This window comes from Bacillus sp. EB106-06-01-XG163 (assembly GCF_058791615.1).
Window position 1 is genome coordinate 210,946 of record NZ_JBYTDS010000002.1, and the last position, 15,277, is coordinate 226,222.

The 15,277-nt window shown below is 39.2% G+C and carries 18 protein-coding genes and 1 pseudogene; 12 read left to right on the plus strand and 7 right to left on the minus strand.

Annotated elements, in window-relative coordinates:
• Positions 1-7: 7 nt before the first annotated feature.
• The 5 genes from AC3WTF_RS03035 to AC3WTF_RS03055 are packed head-to-tail and all read left to right on the plus strand — an operon-like array spanning position 8 to position 4,053.
• The gene (locus AC3WTF_RS03035) at positions 8-1,831 is read left to right on the plus strand and encodes an XkdV family phage structural protein (protein ID WP_492314188.1); all 1,824 of its coding nucleotides are present in this window, start codon (positions 8-10) and stop codon (positions 1,829-1,831) included.
• The gene (locus AC3WTF_RS03040; protein WP_043021780.1) at positions 1,828-2,190 is read left to right on the plus strand and encodes a YomQ N-terminal domain-containing protein; all 363 of its coding nucleotides are present in this window, start codon (positions 1,828-1,830) and stop codon (positions 2,188-2,190) included. Before AC3WTF_RS03035 ends, AC3WTF_RS03040 begins: the two co-directional genes overlap by 4 nt.
• A complete protein-coding gene (locus AC3WTF_RS03045) occupies positions 2,190-2,375 on the plus strand; it encodes an XkdX family protein (RefSeq protein WP_032863638.1) in 186 nt (61 codons plus the stop codon). The genes AC3WTF_RS03040 and AC3WTF_RS03045 overlap by 1 nt, the downstream gene beginning before the upstream one ends.
• Before the next feature lie 49 nt (positions 2,376-2,424).
• Complete coding sequence (locus tag AC3WTF_RS03050; protein WP_040221739.1) at positions 2,425-2,847, plus strand: phage holin family protein; 423 nt, start codon at positions 2,425-2,427, stop codon at positions 2,845-2,847.
• 45 nt (positions 2,848-2,892) lie between these two features.
• Complete coding sequence (locus tag AC3WTF_RS03055; protein ID WP_439390285.1) at positions 2,893-4,053, plus strand: N-acetylmuramoyl-L-alanine amidase; 1,161 nt, start codon at positions 2,893-2,895, stop codon at positions 4,051-4,053.
• A gap of 194 nt (positions 4,054-4,247) precedes the next feature.
• On the opposite strand, the gene AC3WTF_RS03060 is transcribed toward AC3WTF_RS03055, so the two are convergent.
• Positions 4,248-4,775 (minus strand): hypothetical protein, encoded by a 528-nt coding sequence (locus tag AC3WTF_RS03060; protein WP_040221738.1) that lies wholly within the window; start codon positions 4,773-4,775, stop codon positions 4,248-4,250.
• A 208-nt stretch (positions 4,776-4,983) separates the two neighbouring features.
• Positions 4,984-5,580, minus strand: a complete 597-nt coding sequence (locus tag AC3WTF_RS03065; protein ID WP_492314189.1) for a sigma-70 RNA polymerase sigma factor region 4 domain-containing protein — start codon at positions 5,578-5,580, stop codon at positions 4,984-4,986.
• Between the two features lie 383 nt (positions 5,581-5,963).
• Between AC3WTF_RS03065 and AC3WTF_RS03070 the strand changes: the two genes are divergently transcribed.
• Positions 5,964-7,454 carry a glycosyltransferase gene (locus AC3WTF_RS03070; RefSeq protein WP_492314190.1) on the plus strand — a complete coding sequence of 497 codons (1,491 nt, stop codon included), beginning with the start codon at positions 5,964-5,966 and terminating at the stop codon, positions 7,452-7,454.
• A 94-nt stretch (positions 7,455-7,548) separates the two neighbouring features.
• Here AC3WTF_RS03070 and AC3WTF_RS03075 read toward each other — a convergent pair whose 3' ends face one another.
• A complete protein-coding gene (locus tag AC3WTF_RS03075) occupies positions 7,549-8,241 on the minus strand; it encodes a hypothetical protein (RefSeq protein WP_014418178.1) in 693 nt (230 codons plus the stop codon).
• Positions 8,242-8,419: 178 nt separating this feature from the next.
• Here AC3WTF_RS03075 and AC3WTF_RS03080 point away from each other — a divergent pair, with 178 nt between their 5' ends.
• Positions 8,420-8,563, plus strand: coding sequence for a hypothetical protein (locus tag AC3WTF_RS03080; RefSeq protein ID WP_162918044.1), 144 nt, complete (start codon positions 8,420-8,422; stop codon positions 8,561-8,563).
• Positions 8,564-8,811: 248 nt separating this feature from the next.
• The gene (locus AC3WTF_RS03085; protein WP_032863647.1) at positions 8,812-9,042 is read left to right on the plus strand and encodes a MerR family transcriptional regulator; all 231 of its coding nucleotides are present in this window, start codon (positions 8,812-8,814) and stop codon (positions 9,040-9,042) included.
• 460 nt (positions 9,043-9,502) lie between these two features.
• Here AC3WTF_RS03085 and AC3WTF_RS03090 read toward each other — a convergent pair whose 3' ends face one another.
• Entirely contained in the window at positions 9,503-9,778 is a 276-nt protein-coding gene (locus tag AC3WTF_RS03090) for a hypothetical protein (RefSeq protein ID WP_047935851.1), read from the minus strand.
• Positions 9,779-10,144: 366 nt separating this feature from the next.
• Between AC3WTF_RS03090 and AC3WTF_RS03095 the strand changes: the two genes are divergently transcribed.
• Positions 10,145-10,711: a cysteine hydrolase family protein gene (locus AC3WTF_RS03095; RefSeq protein ID WP_047935849.1), complete on the plus strand. Its 567-nt coding sequence runs from the start codon at positions 10,145-10,147 to the stop codon at positions 10,709-10,711.
• Positions 10,712-10,942: 231 nt separating this feature from the next.
• Here AC3WTF_RS03095 and AC3WTF_RS03100 read toward each other — a convergent pair.
• Positions 10,943-11,526: pseudogene (locus tag AC3WTF_RS03100) on the minus strand (DUF421 domain-containing protein).
• Between the two features lie 522 nt (positions 11,527-12,048).
• Entirely contained in the window at positions 12,049-12,318 is a 270-nt protein-coding gene (locus AC3WTF_RS03105) for a hypothetical protein (RefSeq protein WP_015240073.1), read from the minus strand.
• Between the two features lie 231 nt (positions 12,319-12,549).
• Between AC3WTF_RS03105 and AC3WTF_RS03110 the strand changes: the two genes are divergently transcribed.
• On the plus strand, positions 12,550-12,858 hold the full coding sequence (locus tag AC3WTF_RS03110) for an MGMT family protein (RefSeq protein ID WP_020955974.1): 309 nt from the start codon (positions 12,550-12,552) through the stop codon (positions 12,856-12,858).
• 28 nt (positions 12,859-12,886) lie between these two features.
• Here AC3WTF_RS03110 and AC3WTF_RS03115 read toward each other — a convergent pair whose 3' ends face one another.
• Positions 12,887-13,495: a GNAT family N-acetyltransferase gene (locus AC3WTF_RS03115; protein WP_047935847.1), complete on the minus strand. Its 609-nt coding sequence runs from the start codon at positions 13,493-13,495 to the stop codon at positions 12,887-12,889.
• 164 nt (positions 13,496-13,659) lie between these two features.
• On the opposite strand from AC3WTF_RS03115, the gene AC3WTF_RS03120 reads away from it, so the two are divergent.
• On the plus strand, positions 13,660-14,760 hold the full coding sequence (locus AC3WTF_RS03120) for a type III polyketide synthase (protein ID WP_032866278.1): 1,101 nt from the start codon (positions 13,660-13,662) through the stop codon (positions 14,758-14,760).
• Complete coding sequence (locus tag AC3WTF_RS03125; protein WP_032866277.1) at positions 14,760-15,266, plus strand: isoprenylcysteine carboxyl methyltransferase family protein; 507 nt, start codon at positions 14,760-14,762, stop codon at positions 15,264-15,266. The genes AC3WTF_RS03120 and AC3WTF_RS03125 overlap by 1 nt, the downstream gene beginning before the upstream one ends.
• The last annotated feature ends 11 nt before the right edge of the window (positions 15,267-15,277 follow it).

Here is a 15,277-nt window from a genome sequence, read left to right on the forward strand (position 1 = left end):
ATCAAAGATGTATAAAACGGGGAGCGTGTCATTCGATATTAATGCCGGATGGTCAAACGGCCGAACTACTAACATACAATTTATGACGCAAGATACGGGCAGCGCCAAGCTGTCCTTTTCTTTTGTGAAGGATGGCGTACCGTTGCCTTTGTCAGCATTGGATGCAAAAATCGTTCTGCTATATGCTGACGGATCATTTTATAAAAAGAGTCTTACGCTTATAGACAAAGTCAATGGTACAGCTGAATACATTTTGTCTGATGAGGAACTGAAGCATTACGGAACCGTTAAGGCCGAAATCAAACTATATTATACAAACGGACAATCCCTGGTAACTTCATTTTTCACCTTTTCTATCGCTAAAACGTTAGAAGATCAGAACATCGTTCCGACAGCTGACTACTACATTGACGACTTTGAAACGCTGAGAGACGGGGTAAACCAAACCGTTGAAGAAATCAGTCAAACCGTTGAGGAATTACGGGAGAAATTTGCCGATCTCGAAGCTGTTGAAACGAAAAAGGGCTCGGCAGAAAAGGCTGACGCTGTTCAGGTGAATCTTGATAAGCATTCAAAGGATAAAAGTAACCCACATGGAGTAACAAAAGCGCAGATAGGGCTATCTGCCGTAACAAATGACGTACAAGCAAGGAAAGAGGATTTTGACAAACACACCTCTGACACTTCAAATCCGCACAAGGTTACTGCGGCACAAGTTGGACTTGATAAAGTCGATAATATCAAACAGGCTGATTACTATGCTTTTCGACAACACGATAACAACGGAGAAAGACATACATCAAAAATTGAAAAGGATAAATGGAATGCAGGACAGCTCTTTAAATTAACGGAAGATAATGGGCTGGCGAAGTATCTAAGCGGTGCTGATTTCAATACGGTAACGGATACAGGCTTATACTATATGAGCAGTGTCACGACAGCATTAAATGCGCCCGTGAATAATAACGGGTATCTATTCGTCCACAACTACGGAACGTATGCATATCAGGAATATACGTCCTATAGCAGCAACGATTCAACGTCGTCAGGCCGCCGAAAGTTTATGCGTAATAAAATCTCAGGCTCGGATTCTTGGACGTCATGGCGTGAGTTTGAGTCAGTGGAAGGCGCGCAGTCAAAAGTCGATATTCATGCCGATAAAACGGACATTCACGTAACAAAAACTGAAAAAGACAAGTGGAATGGCGGCCAGATGACGAAGTTGACAAAGGATGACGGAAAACGAACACAATTAGTAAATGAGACAGACGTTCTAGCGTTAAGTTCAGGTTATTATTATGCGAATGGCACATCAGTTAAAAACAATCCTGTTGTAAATGATAGTTCTTGGTTCAACTATGATGTTATCGAAGGCGATTCCGGGAGAAAGTCCATCATAGCTTGGCGTAGCCATGATAACACTTTGTGGCATACCACGGTTCATACTGACGGCGTTTTTAAAGGGTGGAAACGGATTATTACAAATAATGATTTTGAAAATCCTGTGTGGCAAAATATTACGCTGAAAAACGGTGCTACCGTGGGGACACGCACGCCAATATATGCAAAATCGGGTTCTTTGTTGTTATTAAGAGGTCACGTAAGGGTAGATGCTGAAATTATTTTTGGGTCAATACCAGTTGAGTACACGCCGATAGGAGGGGCTGTCGTTTCGGTTGCTCTAAGCGGAACCGGGGGAACGGCAAATTTGATTGTATACGATGATGGTGACTTAAAGATTAAATATCCAACGCCACTTGATTCAAATAGATTAGATGGTTTTTATATAGATGTATCTGTGCCGCTACAAACAGGAGGAACTGCAACATGATTCAAGCATACAAGTATGGAGAAGATTTTATTTTTATCGGACCTTCTATTATTAGCGAAGTAGATGAGCAAGGAAATTATATTATTCCTGAAAATTGCACGCTAATTCAACCACCGTCATTTTTTAAGGCGAAATTCGATCCTAGCAAACAGGTATGGATAGAATCGGCTACACGAGAAGAAAAGAATTCTATATTAGAGCACGCAAAAAATGTTCAAGGACCAACGGCTGTTGATATTTTAAAACAGCAGAATGCTGTCATTATGGAGCAGTTGGCAGAAGCTCAAAGCGCAGCCGAGGAACAGTCAAAAATATTGGCTGACTTGCTTCTTATGTTGGCAGAGGGAGGAAAAGCATAATGGATTGGTTTACAAATATCAAGACCATTTATGGCTGGGGCCGGAATTATTATACAAACGCGAATGTCGCCCGTTTTGTTGAATTGAACAGAATTACTGAAGAGCAATATAAACAAATCACTGGTTTAACCTATCCCGCTACAGAACAGCCAATCAGTGTGGATGTGGGCGGGACAGGGAGCTAATAAACACCCTAGAGGTGTTTTTATTTTGCCTCGAAGGAGGTGATTAACAATGGAGGGAATACAAGTGATGTTGAATTTTGAAAGCTTACAGATCGCAAGAACATATCTATTCGGGGAGGTGAAATACCTTGATTTACTTTTGATCCTCAGCATCTTGGATGTTATCACTGGCATTATAAAAGCATGGAAAATGAAGCAGCTCCGGAGCCGCAGTGCATGGTTTGGATATGTGCGGAAGATGCTCAGTTTTATGGTGGTCATCGTCGCCAACATTATTGATACGATAACAAATTTGAACGGTGTTCTGACCTTTGGAACCGTTCTTTTTTATATCGCAAACGAAGGGCTGTCCATTACGGAGAATTTGGCGCAGATCGGCGTTAAAATCCCGGCCGTCATCACTGACCGGCTTCACGTAATTGAAAGCGATAACGATCAGACAAAAGAAAAAGACGATCAGGCAGCTGGTTAATCCGGCTGCTTTTTTGAATTCAAAAACAGAATAGGAGAGATTTTTATGTCAGCATACAGAAACCAATATATTGATATTAACAAATGGACGCGGCCGGGAATCAAAAACAACGGCGTGAAGAAACTGGTGGTGCATTACACGGCAAACCCCGGTGCGCCTGCTGCCAACCATTATAGATACTTTGGTCAAACGCTCCCCGTCCAGAACAGAAATCTGTCTGAGAAGAAACAGACATTTGCATCTGCACATATCTTTGTCGATCGTACAGAGGCTATTTGTATCATTCCGTTGAATGAGGTGGCTTATCATGCTAATGATGTCCAACAGATTGTTAACGGGCAGCCTTACCGGGGTGTCGCGGCGCTGAAACCGAATGCAAATTTCTTATCTATCGGCGTGGAGCTTTGCATTGAAAAGAACGGCACTTTCCATCCTGATACCATTGCCCGCGCAGAACAAGTTTGTGCTGAGCTATGCAAGAAGTTTAAACTTGATCCGATCAATGACATCGTGCGGCACTATGACATTACACACAAAATCTGTCCTGCCCCATGGGTAAGCAACTCTAAAGGGTTTGCCGATTTTAAGACCCGTGTTAAAAAGAGAATGGCCGGCGAGGTTGTAACGGTGCCTGCGGTATCAAATCCAGATGTTACCCATACAGATACAGGAAGATTCATCAAAAACACGGTGGTTTCAAGTGACGGCCTTGTTTTACGTACACAACGGAGCGCCTCTTCTTCCATGGTGCTTAACCTGCCGAATGGCACGATTGTAAAATATCAGCTTGGATCAACTGTCAACGGATGGGGATATGTTGAATACACCAATTCTAAAGGCCAGACATTCCATGGATATGTGAATGTCTCCTATATCAAAAGCGATAACGAGCTGAAAAGCGGCGGCAAAAAGAAGGTAAAAGCCTCAAAGCCTAAAACCACTCAAAAATCAAAATTCAGCCTGCCTGCGGGTATTTTTAAAGTCACAAACCCGTTAACCCGCGGGGAATCTGTAAAACAGATCCAGACTGCGTTAGCGGCTCTTCATTATTATCCGGATAAAAACGCAAAAAATTTTGGTATTGATGGTGCGTATGGACCGAAGACGGCGAATGCAGTGAAACGTTTCCAGTCAATGTATGGGCTTCGTCAAGACGGCATTTACGGACCAGATACAAAGGCGAAACTTGAAGCATTATTGAAGTAGCAGAAAGAATTTTTGGGAGGTTATATGTAGTGATTATTATGAACATCCAACTGTTTAGAGGCCAATATAAACATAAAACGAGGGGATAACGAGATTAGCAAAGGATCTAAATTAGATTAAGATATAAAAAAGAGGCATAAGTTAGAATTTTTATGCCTCTTTTTATATTGATTAGTGTATTAGCTTTTTCTTTTTCATACCCACTTACCGTCGATTGTAACTGTATTGTACATTGATTTCCCGATTTCTAAATCAGTGTCACACCAGCCATTCGTTACTTTATGGTATTTGGTGCTTCCAGCATGAATATATCCTTTAATACTTAATCGGTATGGATAAGATGATCCAGAAGATGAATAACCATCAGTGATAATCTTACCGCCTGGTTTTACTGTAGTAATAACGTTTGTGCCAGAAAAAATACGAGATTGGCGATGAAGGACTTTAAATGCAATTCCTCCATGGGCAGATGTTCCGTATTTCGCTTTATAAGCGTTTGTCAAAAATGAACTAGTGGCAGCACTTGGTTTGACGTATCCTTGTCGCCATCCTGAAGGTGAATAAAAACCGATTGAAACTGCACCATTTGCTTCTGTAAACGTCCCATAAAAAACAAATAATTCATTAGAATTAACTGTTCCGACTTTAGATCCCCATGTAGTTAATCCGTAATTTGAGTAGACCGGAACGCTTGACCCTTTTTTGTTAATACAAATAGTCATAAAAAAGCTCCTCTCCTTATTTAGTTTCTTGAGTGCTACTATTCTATCCCGCAATTTAAAAATGTAAATTTAAAATTAAAATTCCGTGTATTGATTATGTATCTTATAGCTTAGAGAATTTGGAATAGACTAAGGAAAACGATGAAAAGAAAGAGAAAAATAAAAGATCATTAAATAATTAATGATCTTTGGATTGCAAATAGTTAGCTTAATCGTTGGTATGGAGATATTTTTCGGAAATTACATTTTGAAGGTGTTTTCGAAGTTTAATAATTCTTTGGTTAGCGGCTTGACGAGAAATTTGATGTTTTGCTGCATATTTTGAAACAGAAAAAGTCTCTCTGTCAAGTATTACTTGAAGTGCGTCTCTATCTTGTGGAGGTGTATTCTCTAGAAGAATTCTAACAAGTTCATTTGATTCAAGATTGCTCAGTGAATAATCAATTGTTGGCAATATGTCAATCAGTTTAAGGTCTTTCTTATTTACTAGGGTATCTATAGATAAAATCCCTTTATTTTTATTTTTTAAAGTGTATCTAGAATATGTTACATTACGTACTCCCTTTTTCAATTTGTAATGTAGATATGTTGAGAAACACGTTCCATAATTGAAATCATAACCTTCATATGCTCTCCAAAGTTCAATTTCTAACTCTTGAGAAAAATCTTCCTCATCAATAAAGTTAAAAACAAATTTATTATTAGTTTTTTTTATTGTTTTTTTTATCATCGGCAGAAAATGTTTTCTCGTTTCTTCAAACGTTAATTTTAAGGCTCGTCCATCAGACAGTAAAATTGTTTTCAAACCATCAATCCTCCACAATACAGTAACTAATCTCAACAAATGTAGAACGTATGTTCCTATTTCATTCTAACATAACTCTAAATATAGTGAAAGTTAAGAACTTTCGAAGGTCTTGTTTGATTACATAAAAAACAACTCAGTACCTTGCTGATGGCCTTTCATTACAAAGCCAGAACATGCAGTAAGAATTTTAGATGATGAATGGCTTAATTTCTGACGGTATTTATAGGTCGTAAACCAGACTTAAGTTTGGATCGATTAAAGACCCCTTCTTAATATAAGGAGGGTTTTTCTGTAATTGTTCTCTTTTTATATGACTATTTCATTAAAATTTCATTTATAGTAATATAATCTAGTAAGAAAATATGAAAAGGGGATAAAATATGTCTCTCGTTAGTCCGGTTTTTTTGTTTAATTCCTTAAATACAAAAAGAGGCGGTATGACCAAAGCAACAATACATAGAGCGAATACACTCATTTCAGAGTATAAAGAAACTCAATTTCTAACCATTCTTTTTCAAAAGAATCATAAAAGTATCATTCAAAATCTTTATAATGCCAATGAACTCGATGAAAGAGTGAGGGTTTATAATTTATTCAATGATCTAGATCCTTCTAAGAACAGTAAAGAAGATCATCGTATAAAAGGGGATCCGAATAAAGAAGAAGAAGGCTTCATCGTTTTTAAAGCAAACAATGCTTTTCGTTACTTCAAAGATGGTCTGTATGTAAAGTACAAAAAGTTCGATAACAATGGACGGCTTGCATATATTGATTACATGAATGAAGCTAGACACAGGCTTCGCAGAGAAGAATATAACGAGGATGGTTATTTAGTACGTGAACGCCAAATGGATTTGTTCAGCAACAAACCAAAGTTAGATCGTTATTTCGGAAAGGATGGGAAATGTTATCTCACAACATGGTTAAAGCCTAAAGATGAAGAGATATTCCGCTGCAATCTTTTCTATCCCAAGCCTTTAGAATTTAAGAACCTAGAAGACCTGGCGGCATATTGGATAGCTAATCGAACAAAAGAGATTGAATCACCAATCATCATGTCTGACAACCCTAAAAATTTTAGTTTATTATTGGATAAAAGATTATCTGATGTGAGAAAAGTTGTTGTGTTGCACACTAATCATTACGATTTAAATGAGAAGGGTGAATTTGAATTAAGTCAACAATATAATGCTTTATTCAAGAACCCTGATAAATTTGATCAGATTGTGTTTTTGACTGAGGAACAAAAAAATGACTTTTCAAACGAGTTTGGAGAGCGATTGAATTATCGCGTTATTCCACATGGAATAAGTAAACCTGACACTGAGAAGGATAATTCTAAGGTTAATCCGCACCTAGCGGTAACTTTGTCCCGCTATCATAAAGAGAAGGGTCTAGAGGAGGCTATAAAGGCATTCAAAAAAGTAGTTGATGTTATTCCAGATGCGAAATACGAAATTTATGGCGCGGGTGAGCATGAAACATACTTTCAAGAACTAATTGAAAAATTAAACTTAACGAAAAATATTGAATTAAAAGGATTTACAGACAACAAAATTGAGGTTTATCAAAAAGCAGCTTGTTCTATACTCACTTCAAAATCTGAAGGATTTGGACTAACCATTCTTGAAAGCTTAGCCGCAGGTACACCAGTAACATCATATGATATTAAATACGGCCCTAAAGATATGATACAGAACGAGAAAAATGGTTATCTTGTTAAAACCCAAAATGAATTGGCAGACAGGGTAATAAAAATCATGTCTGAAGAAAAGACAAGAAAACGTTTGTCTAAGAGCACAAAGTCTATATTTAAAGGGTTTGGCCAGAAAGTTTATCAGAAAGCATGGTTTGCCTTGTTAAACGAATAAAAAGAAGCCTCTTTCATTTTGAAAGGGGCTTCTTAATAATTAAACTTTATTTTTATGTATGTTGATCATTATAACTGAATACATTTACGATTCCTCACCAAGTTAAATTAATATCAAAATCCTTTACATTTGTAGTCACATCTTTATCCGGCCAAAAATCCCATTTTATTCTGACTGATTTGATTTCATTGGGATCCTTCAATTTTTTTATTGGATAAAGCACATATCCTTCTTTTTTTGCTCCAGACATAATTTCTCCCCCAATATCTTCACTGAGTGATAAACTGGCATCTATCTGTTCTTTAGTATTGGTAAGGAGGGTACCTTGGTTCGGGAAAGTTGAGATATCTTTTTTGCTTCCATTGTCAATGACAAAGTGAACAGCTATAGTTCCCTCAGCACCGGATTCCATTTCGTCTTTAACGATTCCAATACGATCGATTTTAAACGTTGTATCATTTTGCTTTTCTGACCAATTTAATTCATGAACAACAGTAGAATCATCATCTGACACAGATACTTCCTTGTCTTTAGAAGAAATTTCATTTTTTTCTTCATCTAAAGATGTAATGTTCGTATTATCACCTAATTCTGTTCCTGTGTCTCTATTTCTAGAACTTGTGTCTGAAAACTGTCCTCCCAAATAGAAAAAGAATATAGATGCCACAAAACAAAGTGGGGCTGTTAACTTACCAAGTTTTCTTGTTCGTTTGATGAAAAATAAAACCAAGCCTGCTATAAACCCAATAAACAAAAAAACCCCTATAAAACTTAGAAATATACCCATAATATCCCCCTAAATTTAGACGATGATTCCATTTTAATGGAATGAAGGATGTTTATCCATAGTTTTATTTACGAAGAAATGAATAAAAAATTTTAAATAATGGAGATTAATTCACGTAAACCTATTGACTGTTGTAAATAGGTTTGGTATAATAAAAGTATCGAAAGGAGGTGCTAAAGTGGACGAGATCAGAAACATAGTTCTTATCATCGCTGGAATCGTAACCATTGTCAAAAATATTTATGATATTTGGCAGAAGGAAAGCGAGAAGCGAGAGAAGAACAGAAAAAAGCGCTCCCGCCGGACAAGCAAGAAGCGCTAAAACATAGTAAGACAAGGGGAGTAATCCCCTTGCTCCTACATTATATCACGTCCACGATGATATGAAAAAATATTTAAAGCACTACAATACATTAGATATGACGACGTTGTTTATTATATTAGTGGGTATTGTTGCAATTGATTTTGAAACAGCTGGAACATTGGGGAAGATTGCAGTTGTCATCTTATATATGGCTGCGATCGTCACCATACTAAAAGGTTTTATTCTGATTTGGAGAGAGAACAGACATGACAGAAAATGAAAAGATACAGTTCATTCAAAAAGAAGTACTGACTGCAGCGGAAACCGGAGAATTGCTCGGTGTCACGAGGCAGCGTTTGAGTGCTCTTGTGAGCTCTGGGAAATTGAATCCGGTTAAGAAAGTAGGAACAGTGAGTTTATTTCTTCTGAGCCATGTTGAGGCACAAAAAAAAGAACTGGAAGCTGGTCGGAAGAAGTACCGGCCGTATGATGATTAATGATTTATATTTCGAAAAAAATAACACAAAAATAACAAAAATCACATCCAAGGATGAAAATGCGTGAATTTGTTTCTGCTTAGAAAGTGCTCAAAAGCTTGAATTTAAAGGGAAATAACACGTTATGAAAGTGTGCGGTAAGTGAACAACTTATTTATAATATGATTCCTAAAACGAAAAAAACCCTTGATGTGACAAGGGTTCAAGAGGGTTAGTTATCCGTTTTCTTTAAAATAACATCTTATTTTATCCAGATCGAGGATGCTTCCGAAAGTTTGCTGAACTTTTTGCGAGGCATCCTCTTTCATTTATTATTTTCATTGTTTGAAAAGAAACAAATTGAGTGATGAGGCATCCGCCTTTTTTGCCGAAAAACCGTCCCGAACTATATGTACGTGAACGAGTATCTTGTGCACGGATCCTTACAAATGAGAGTGAAAAGAAGGGAAAGCCCCTTCTTTTAATTAATCCATCCTTCAAAAGTTGCGCGATAGAACCCTTCGATTATCTCTACTTTCTTAAGGTAATATGTAACACCATTCTTAACAGTTGTACTTGGGATATCCCATCTATGAAGGTAATCCATTGTAAAAGAATCTTTGGTCGCTTGTGTCGAAATTTTTGTTTGAGTTGAGTCGCTATTTGTATTGCCAGGGCTAGATGCAAAAGCAGGGGCAGCGGAAACGAGTAAAGCGAGAGACAAGGCAGAACCAGTTAAAACTTTTTTTAATTTCATTTTGAACACTCCTTTGTTTTTTAATACACTTGTATTATTACATACAATACAAAAATAACCAAGGGTTTTTTTGTTAATATTTTGTGAGCGTGAATGTAGTTAGGGGAGTGGATGGCGATAGGAGCGATGCTTTCATTCACTGTTGCGGCTTATTTCAGAATATTGATAAGTATATAGAGAAAAAGAGTTGAATATTGCTGGCTTCTGGTGAGCTGCAGCCTTTGAGTCAGTGTTTGCTTTAGCTATTCCAGCGCTTTTCCAACGGGGAAGGTGCGATATGAAATTTAACACTGAAACAATTGTACAAAAGTAAAATCTTTATTTAAAATGTTATAAATGCGAATTTTCAATATAGGAGGTTATCTGATGGCAGAAAAGAAAAAAGCTTTAATCATTGTGGATGTACAAAAAGCCTTTGATGATAAAAAGTGGGGAGACCGAAATAACGTAAAGGCGGAAGAAAATATCAGCAAAATACTGAAATTATGGAGAGAAAAAGGATGGACAGTCATATACATACAACATATTTCTGATAAACCTGGTTCTTTATTTTATCCAAAAAATGAGGGGGTTGCTATAAAGGAAATCGTTAAACCTATGGATAAAGAAGTCATTATAACCAAGAAAGTAAACAGCAGCTTTATTGGGACTAATCTAGAAGAGCTTTTAAAAGCAAATGATATAACAACTGTCGTAATCACTGGCTTGACTACGCCGCACTGTGTTTCAACAACCACAAGGATGAGCGGTAATTTAGGATTTGATACATACCTGATTTCAGATGCAACAGCAGCCTTCGGAATGAGAGACCAAAATGAAACATATTATGATGCAGAGACTATTCACAATATATCTCTGGCCACGTTGCATAATGAATTTGCCACAATATTAACGACTGATCAATTAATCAATGATTTTATAAAAACAAACTGATTAACATTATGCTAAGGCCGGCGGTGGGGATAGGCGGCTGAAAAGCATATTCAGGCGCATACAAGGACCTCGTCGGAAAATTACGGGGGGTGCCGACTCTTTTTCATGTCGCAATATCAATTTAAAAAAGGCATCTGCTTCAGATGCTTTTTTTGTTTCTTGTAAACCGGTTTCGGTAAAAAATGATTCGGCTTCGGTTTTGAATAACAAAAGGCTTTACTAATCAGCGAATTATTCAAGATTTTTTGGCTTGTGCTGAGTCTGGTGTTTTTTGATTTCCTCGAATAGATTGGCTTGATCATCTTTTTGAGGCTGAGGCTCTTTGTTATGACATTTTGGATCGATCACATTTTTAATATCTTTGATGGTTAAAGGCTTACAGTCATCTTTTAATTCGTAGCCTAATTGTCCATTAGCTTCTAAAGTGGCATATTTAATTGTGTTTATATTTGAAATGCCAAGAAGTCTTAAACGCATTTCGAGTTGATCTGCTGTCAGTCTCAGCTTCTTTAAGTTTTCTATATTGAGTTGGCCGTCTTCTATAACGAATTTAGATTTTCCGGTTAAAAAAATTCAATCCAGTTTACTTTTACTTGAAACCATTCCATCAAAATCAAAGCGCTAAAAAGGCTAGACGCAGCGATTAATGTTTTCAATAAACTGGTTTCTAAAATGGGATGAACGATAATCGTACCGATTGAAATCATCACCATTGTCTGTGCGATGGTCATTTGTGCAATGGATTTTCTCCCTGAAATTCTCAGTAAAATCATTCCGAATGCAATTATAATTAATTCTTCCCAAGCAAATCTCATGTTATCACCTTGGATTGTGTTTTATCAAAAATAAAAGAGCAAGTAAGAGGTTTTATGGGGTACTTGCTCACGAAGAATTATTGCCCTTACATTTAATTTTATTCATTTTAGGTGTTTTTCTAACTGGAGAAACTATTCTGCGAGGGTGAATTCATTTCGGAATCTCCAATACAAGAGGCGGCGGTGAATATTGGTGGCTGAAAAGCACACCAAGGAGTGTAAGGAGTGCAAGGAGTGCGTAAGGCATGAAATAGAAGAACCTTGCCAAGAAATACGAGTTGTCAATTAACATAATTAAGTCATAGGAAAAGCGGCATGGTTGGGAACAAAAAAGGATGCATACTGAGACATCCTGCTAAAATGCATTGAGAACAACGGTCTGCTGCTGAGACAGAGCTTGACATACGGTTGCTTAGGATCGCCGCACAACGCTCTTCGCTGATCGTGGTTTTTAGGAGGTTAGTAGGGAAAACAACTATGAAAAAAGGGATGAGAGAAAAATCTCTTATCCCTTAGATAATCTTAAAACCAACCTTGGTATTCACCAGTCCATGTACCATCACTGTTCTGCTTGGCATCTTTTAAATAGTATTTAACTCCAGCAAATACTGTTACATTAAGAAGTTCTCCACGTGTATTAGCATTGATGTATATAGTTTTTAACACTGCCTGAGGAGCTGCAGTTTTATGACTCCCGCCATCTGCAGCCGGGCTTGCTGCAAAAGCAGGAGCAGCAGAAACAAGTAAAGCAAGTGATAGAGCTGAACCGGTTAAAACTTTTTTAAATTTCATTTAAAACACTCCCTTTTTTTATTTGATACAACTGTATTATATAACTGTATGTAAAATTTGTCCATATAAACTTATGTTAACTTTTTGTGAATATAAGAAAGTATTTTCCCCCATGAGTTTTATTAACTTGTACCATCTTATTTTAAGCCTCCAGAGTAAGGCATCATCATATGACGTCAAAACTGTTGTATGATACTAGGGAAATCATTTTTAGTCGAAATGAGGAGTTGCATGACATTTACGGAACGGGCGGTAGCCATTATCAAACAGATTCCTGAAGGAAAAGTGATGACGTATGGTCAAATTGCCGGTCTTGCGGGAAGTCCGCGGGGAGCGAGGCAGGTTGTGAGGATTCTTCACTCCATGAGTAAAAAGCATCGTCTTCCTTGGCACAGGGTCATCAATGCAAAGGGCGAAATCGGATTGAGAGACGAAGAGATGTTTTCTGTACAGAAGCTGTCTCTTGAAGCTGAGGGGGTAGCGGTCACGTCAGACGGACGGATCGATCTCAATTTATACGTATATGATCCGAATATGTGAAAAAACCTGCCGTATATCGGCAGGTTTTTCAGTTATATGCTGCGAGCCGGCCAGAAAGGTTTTGCCGGATATAAGGCCATTCCTCCCGAAGGATGGAGTAGTAGGCGGTATCTCTGAGACCGCCGTCGACAGCCGGAATGTGTGCGCGGGGGATCCCTTCAAATTGGGCTCCGATCCGCAAAATCGCAGTCCGTGAGCGCTGGTTGCGAACGTCGGTTTTCAGCGTCACCCTGACAGCTTGCCACACGTCAAACGCATGAGTCAGCATCAGAAGTTTACATTCCGTATTGACACCGGTCCGCTGCACGGCAGAGGCATACCATGTGCTGCCGATCTCACACACTTCCGGAGCTGCGTCCGCCGGCCGCGTAAACACTTCCGCAACCATAAACCGCGTGCTTCCGACGATTCGGTCTGTTTCAAGACTCCGTACTGCAAAAGGCAATGCAAGTCCTTTTTCATAATCGGAAAGCGCACGCTCAATATAACGCTTTGTTTCTTCGATTCCGTCAGGGACATGGGTGTAAGCATAAGTCGTCCTATTTTCTGAAGCTGCTTCGCAAAGTGCCTGAGAGTGATCAATCGTCAGCAGCTCTAACTGAACGAGTGACCCTTTAAGAATGACAGGTGTCAGCATCCCAATCACAACCTTTTTTATGAATGGATCAAGTATAGCCGAACGGTTTCTTATTCAAAAGGGCCAATTTCCTATTAAAATGGCATGTCAGTGAAATCCTCGATTCAAACTTATGCATACATTCAGGAAAAAAGCGGAAACCTTTATGTAAAGAGGTGATGGGCATGGCATATGTGTTATCTGTCGGAACGAGCATTCCGAAGTATCATGTCTCGCAAGAAACGGCGGCGGATTTTGCGAGAGGGATGTTTGCCGATTCATTTAAGGATATTGATCGGCTGTTAAAAGCCTTTCAAAACGGCGAAATTGAATCAAGGCAGTTTGTCCGGCCGATTGAATGGTATAAAACGGCACGGGGTTTTTCAGAAAAAAACCGGCTGTATACGGAAGAAACCGTCAAGCACAGTGCGGATGCGGCACTTGATTGTTTAACAAACCCGGATTGTTTAACAAATCCCTTTCCATATGAAAAAGTGGATGCGATCTTTTTTATTTCCAGCACCGGGCTTTCGACACCCAGCATTGAAGCGAAAGTGATGAATCAGCTTCCGTTTTCTGCGAAAACAAAACGGATACCGATCTGGGGCTTAGGATGCGCGGGCGGAGCGGCCGGCCTGTCCAGGGCGTACGAATACTGCCGCGCGTATCCTGAAGCATACGTGCTTGTCATCGCGGCTGAACTCTGCAGCTTAACGTTTCAGCCGAACGACAAGTCAAAAAGCAACTTAATCGGAACTTCCCTGTTTGCGGACGGGATTGCCGCAGTACTAATGGGAGGAGAAAAGGCGAACCGAAACGACGTCAAACAGCCGCTTCTTCCGCGGATATTCGCCACTCAATCGGTGATGATGCCGGATGCGGAAGATGTGATGGGCTGGGAATTCACCGACAGCGGTTTTCAAGTCATTTTTTCAAGAGACATTCCCACCCTGGTTTCACAGTGGCTGAAGGACAATGTTGATGAATTTTTATTTGAATATGGTGTCAGTACTCACGACATTAAAACCTTTCTTGCCCATCCAGGCGGGAAAAAGGTCATTGACGCCTATTTAACGAGTCTTTCAATGGGCACCGGGCAGCTTGCGGCATCTCGGAAGGTGCTGCAAAAACACGGGAACATGTCTTCCGCAACTATTTTTCATGTGATAAAAGAACAGTTGCTCAACGGACGGCAGAAAGAAAACGAAAAAGGGCTGATCGGCGCTCTCGGGCCGGGATTTTCGTCTGAGCTTTTGCTGTTCAGCTGGGAAAAGGGGGCTTCTTAATGTTTTGGCTGTTTATCATGCTGGTTGCGGCCCAGCGGATTGCGGAGATGATCGTGGCCCGGCGCAATGAGCAAAAGGTGAAAAAGCAAGGCGCAGTCGAATACGGAGAAGGACATTATCCCTTTCTCGTCCTGATGCACGTGCTCTTTTTCGTCTCTCTTACAGCTGAGGTGGCGGCGTTTCAAAAAACGCTTTCTCCAAGGTGGGCCGCCATTATATGTATTATTTTATTTGTACAGGGGATCAGGTATTGGGCTCTATTATCATTAGGGCGGTATTGGAATACGAAAATCCTTGTCGTGCCGGATGCGGAGCTTGTCAGAAAGGGGCCGTACAGGTGGATGAAGCACCCGAACTACGCGGTCGTCATCTTAGAATTTATTTTTCTGCCGCTGTTATACGGAGCGTATTGGACACTGTTTCTCTTTTCGATTCTCAATGCCTGCATGCTCACTGTGAGGATTCGCGCCGAAGAGAAAGCGCTAGAAGAAAACACCGCAAAATAGAGATTGAAAAT

What these genes read in the sequence shown, in the direction of transcription:
- AC3WTF_RS03110 (WP_020955974.1), top strand. Translation starts at nt 12,550, where the DNA reads ATGACATTTACGGAACGGGCGGTAGCCATTATCAAACAGATTCCTGAA.
- AC3WTF_RS03105 (WP_015240073.1), bottom strand. Translation starts at nt 12,318, where the DNA reads ATGAAATTTAAAAAAGTTTTAACCGGTTCAGCTCTATCACTTGCTTTA.
- AC3WTF_RS03035 (WP_492314188.1), top strand. Translation starts at nt 8, where the DNA reads ATGTATAAAACGGGGAGCGTGTCATTCGATATTAATGCCGGATGGTCA.
- AC3WTF_RS03060 (WP_040221738.1), bottom strand. Translation starts at nt 4,775, where the DNA reads ATGACTATTTGTATTAACAAAAAAGGGTCAAGCGTTCCGGTCTACTCA.
- AC3WTF_RS03125 (WP_032866277.1), top strand. Translation starts at nt 14,760, where the DNA reads ATGTTTTGGCTGTTTATCATGCTGGTTGCGGCCCAGCGGATTGCGGAG.
- AC3WTF_RS03095 (WP_047935849.1), top strand. Translation starts at nt 10,145, where the DNA reads ATGGCAGAAAAGAAAAAAGCTTTAATCATTGTGGATGTACAAAAAGCC.
- AC3WTF_RS03045 (WP_032863638.1), top strand. Translation starts at nt 2,190, where the DNA reads ATGGATTGGTTTACAAATATCAAGACCATTTATGGCTGGGGCCGGAAT.
- AC3WTF_RS03070 (WP_492314190.1), top strand. Translation starts at nt 5,964, where the DNA reads ATGTCTCTCGTTAGTCCGGTTTTTTTGTTTAATTCCTTAAATACAAAA.
- AC3WTF_RS03055 (WP_439390285.1), top strand. Translation starts at nt 2,893, where the DNA reads ATGTCAGCATACAGAAACCAATATATTGATATTAACAAATGGACGCGG.
- AC3WTF_RS03115 (WP_047935847.1), bottom strand. Translation starts at nt 13,495, where the DNA reads ATGCTGACACCTGTCATTCTTAAAGGGTCACTCGTTCAGTTAGAGCTG.
- AC3WTF_RS03050 (WP_040221739.1), top strand. Translation starts at nt 2,425, where the DNA reads ATGGAGGGAATACAAGTGATGTTGAATTTTGAAAGCTTACAGATCGCA.
- AC3WTF_RS03040 (WP_043021780.1), top strand. Translation starts at nt 1,828, where the DNA reads ATGATTCAAGCATACAAGTATGGAGAAGATTTTATTTTTATCGGACCT.
- AC3WTF_RS03090 (WP_047935851.1), bottom strand. Translation starts at nt 9,778, where the DNA reads ATGAAATTAAAAAAAGTTTTAACTGGTTCTGCCTTGTCTCTCGCTTTA.
- AC3WTF_RS03075 (WP_014418178.1), bottom strand. Translation starts at nt 8,241, where the DNA reads ATGGGTATATTTCTAAGTTTTATAGGGGTTTTTTTGTTTATTGGGTTT.
- AC3WTF_RS03085 (WP_032863647.1), top strand. Translation starts at nt 8,812, where the DNA reads ATGACAGAAAATGAAAAGATACAGTTCATTCAAAAAGAAGTACTGACT.
- AC3WTF_RS03120 (WP_032866278.1), top strand. Translation starts at nt 13,660, where the DNA reads ATGGCATATGTGTTATCTGTCGGAACGAGCATTCCGAAGTATCATGTC.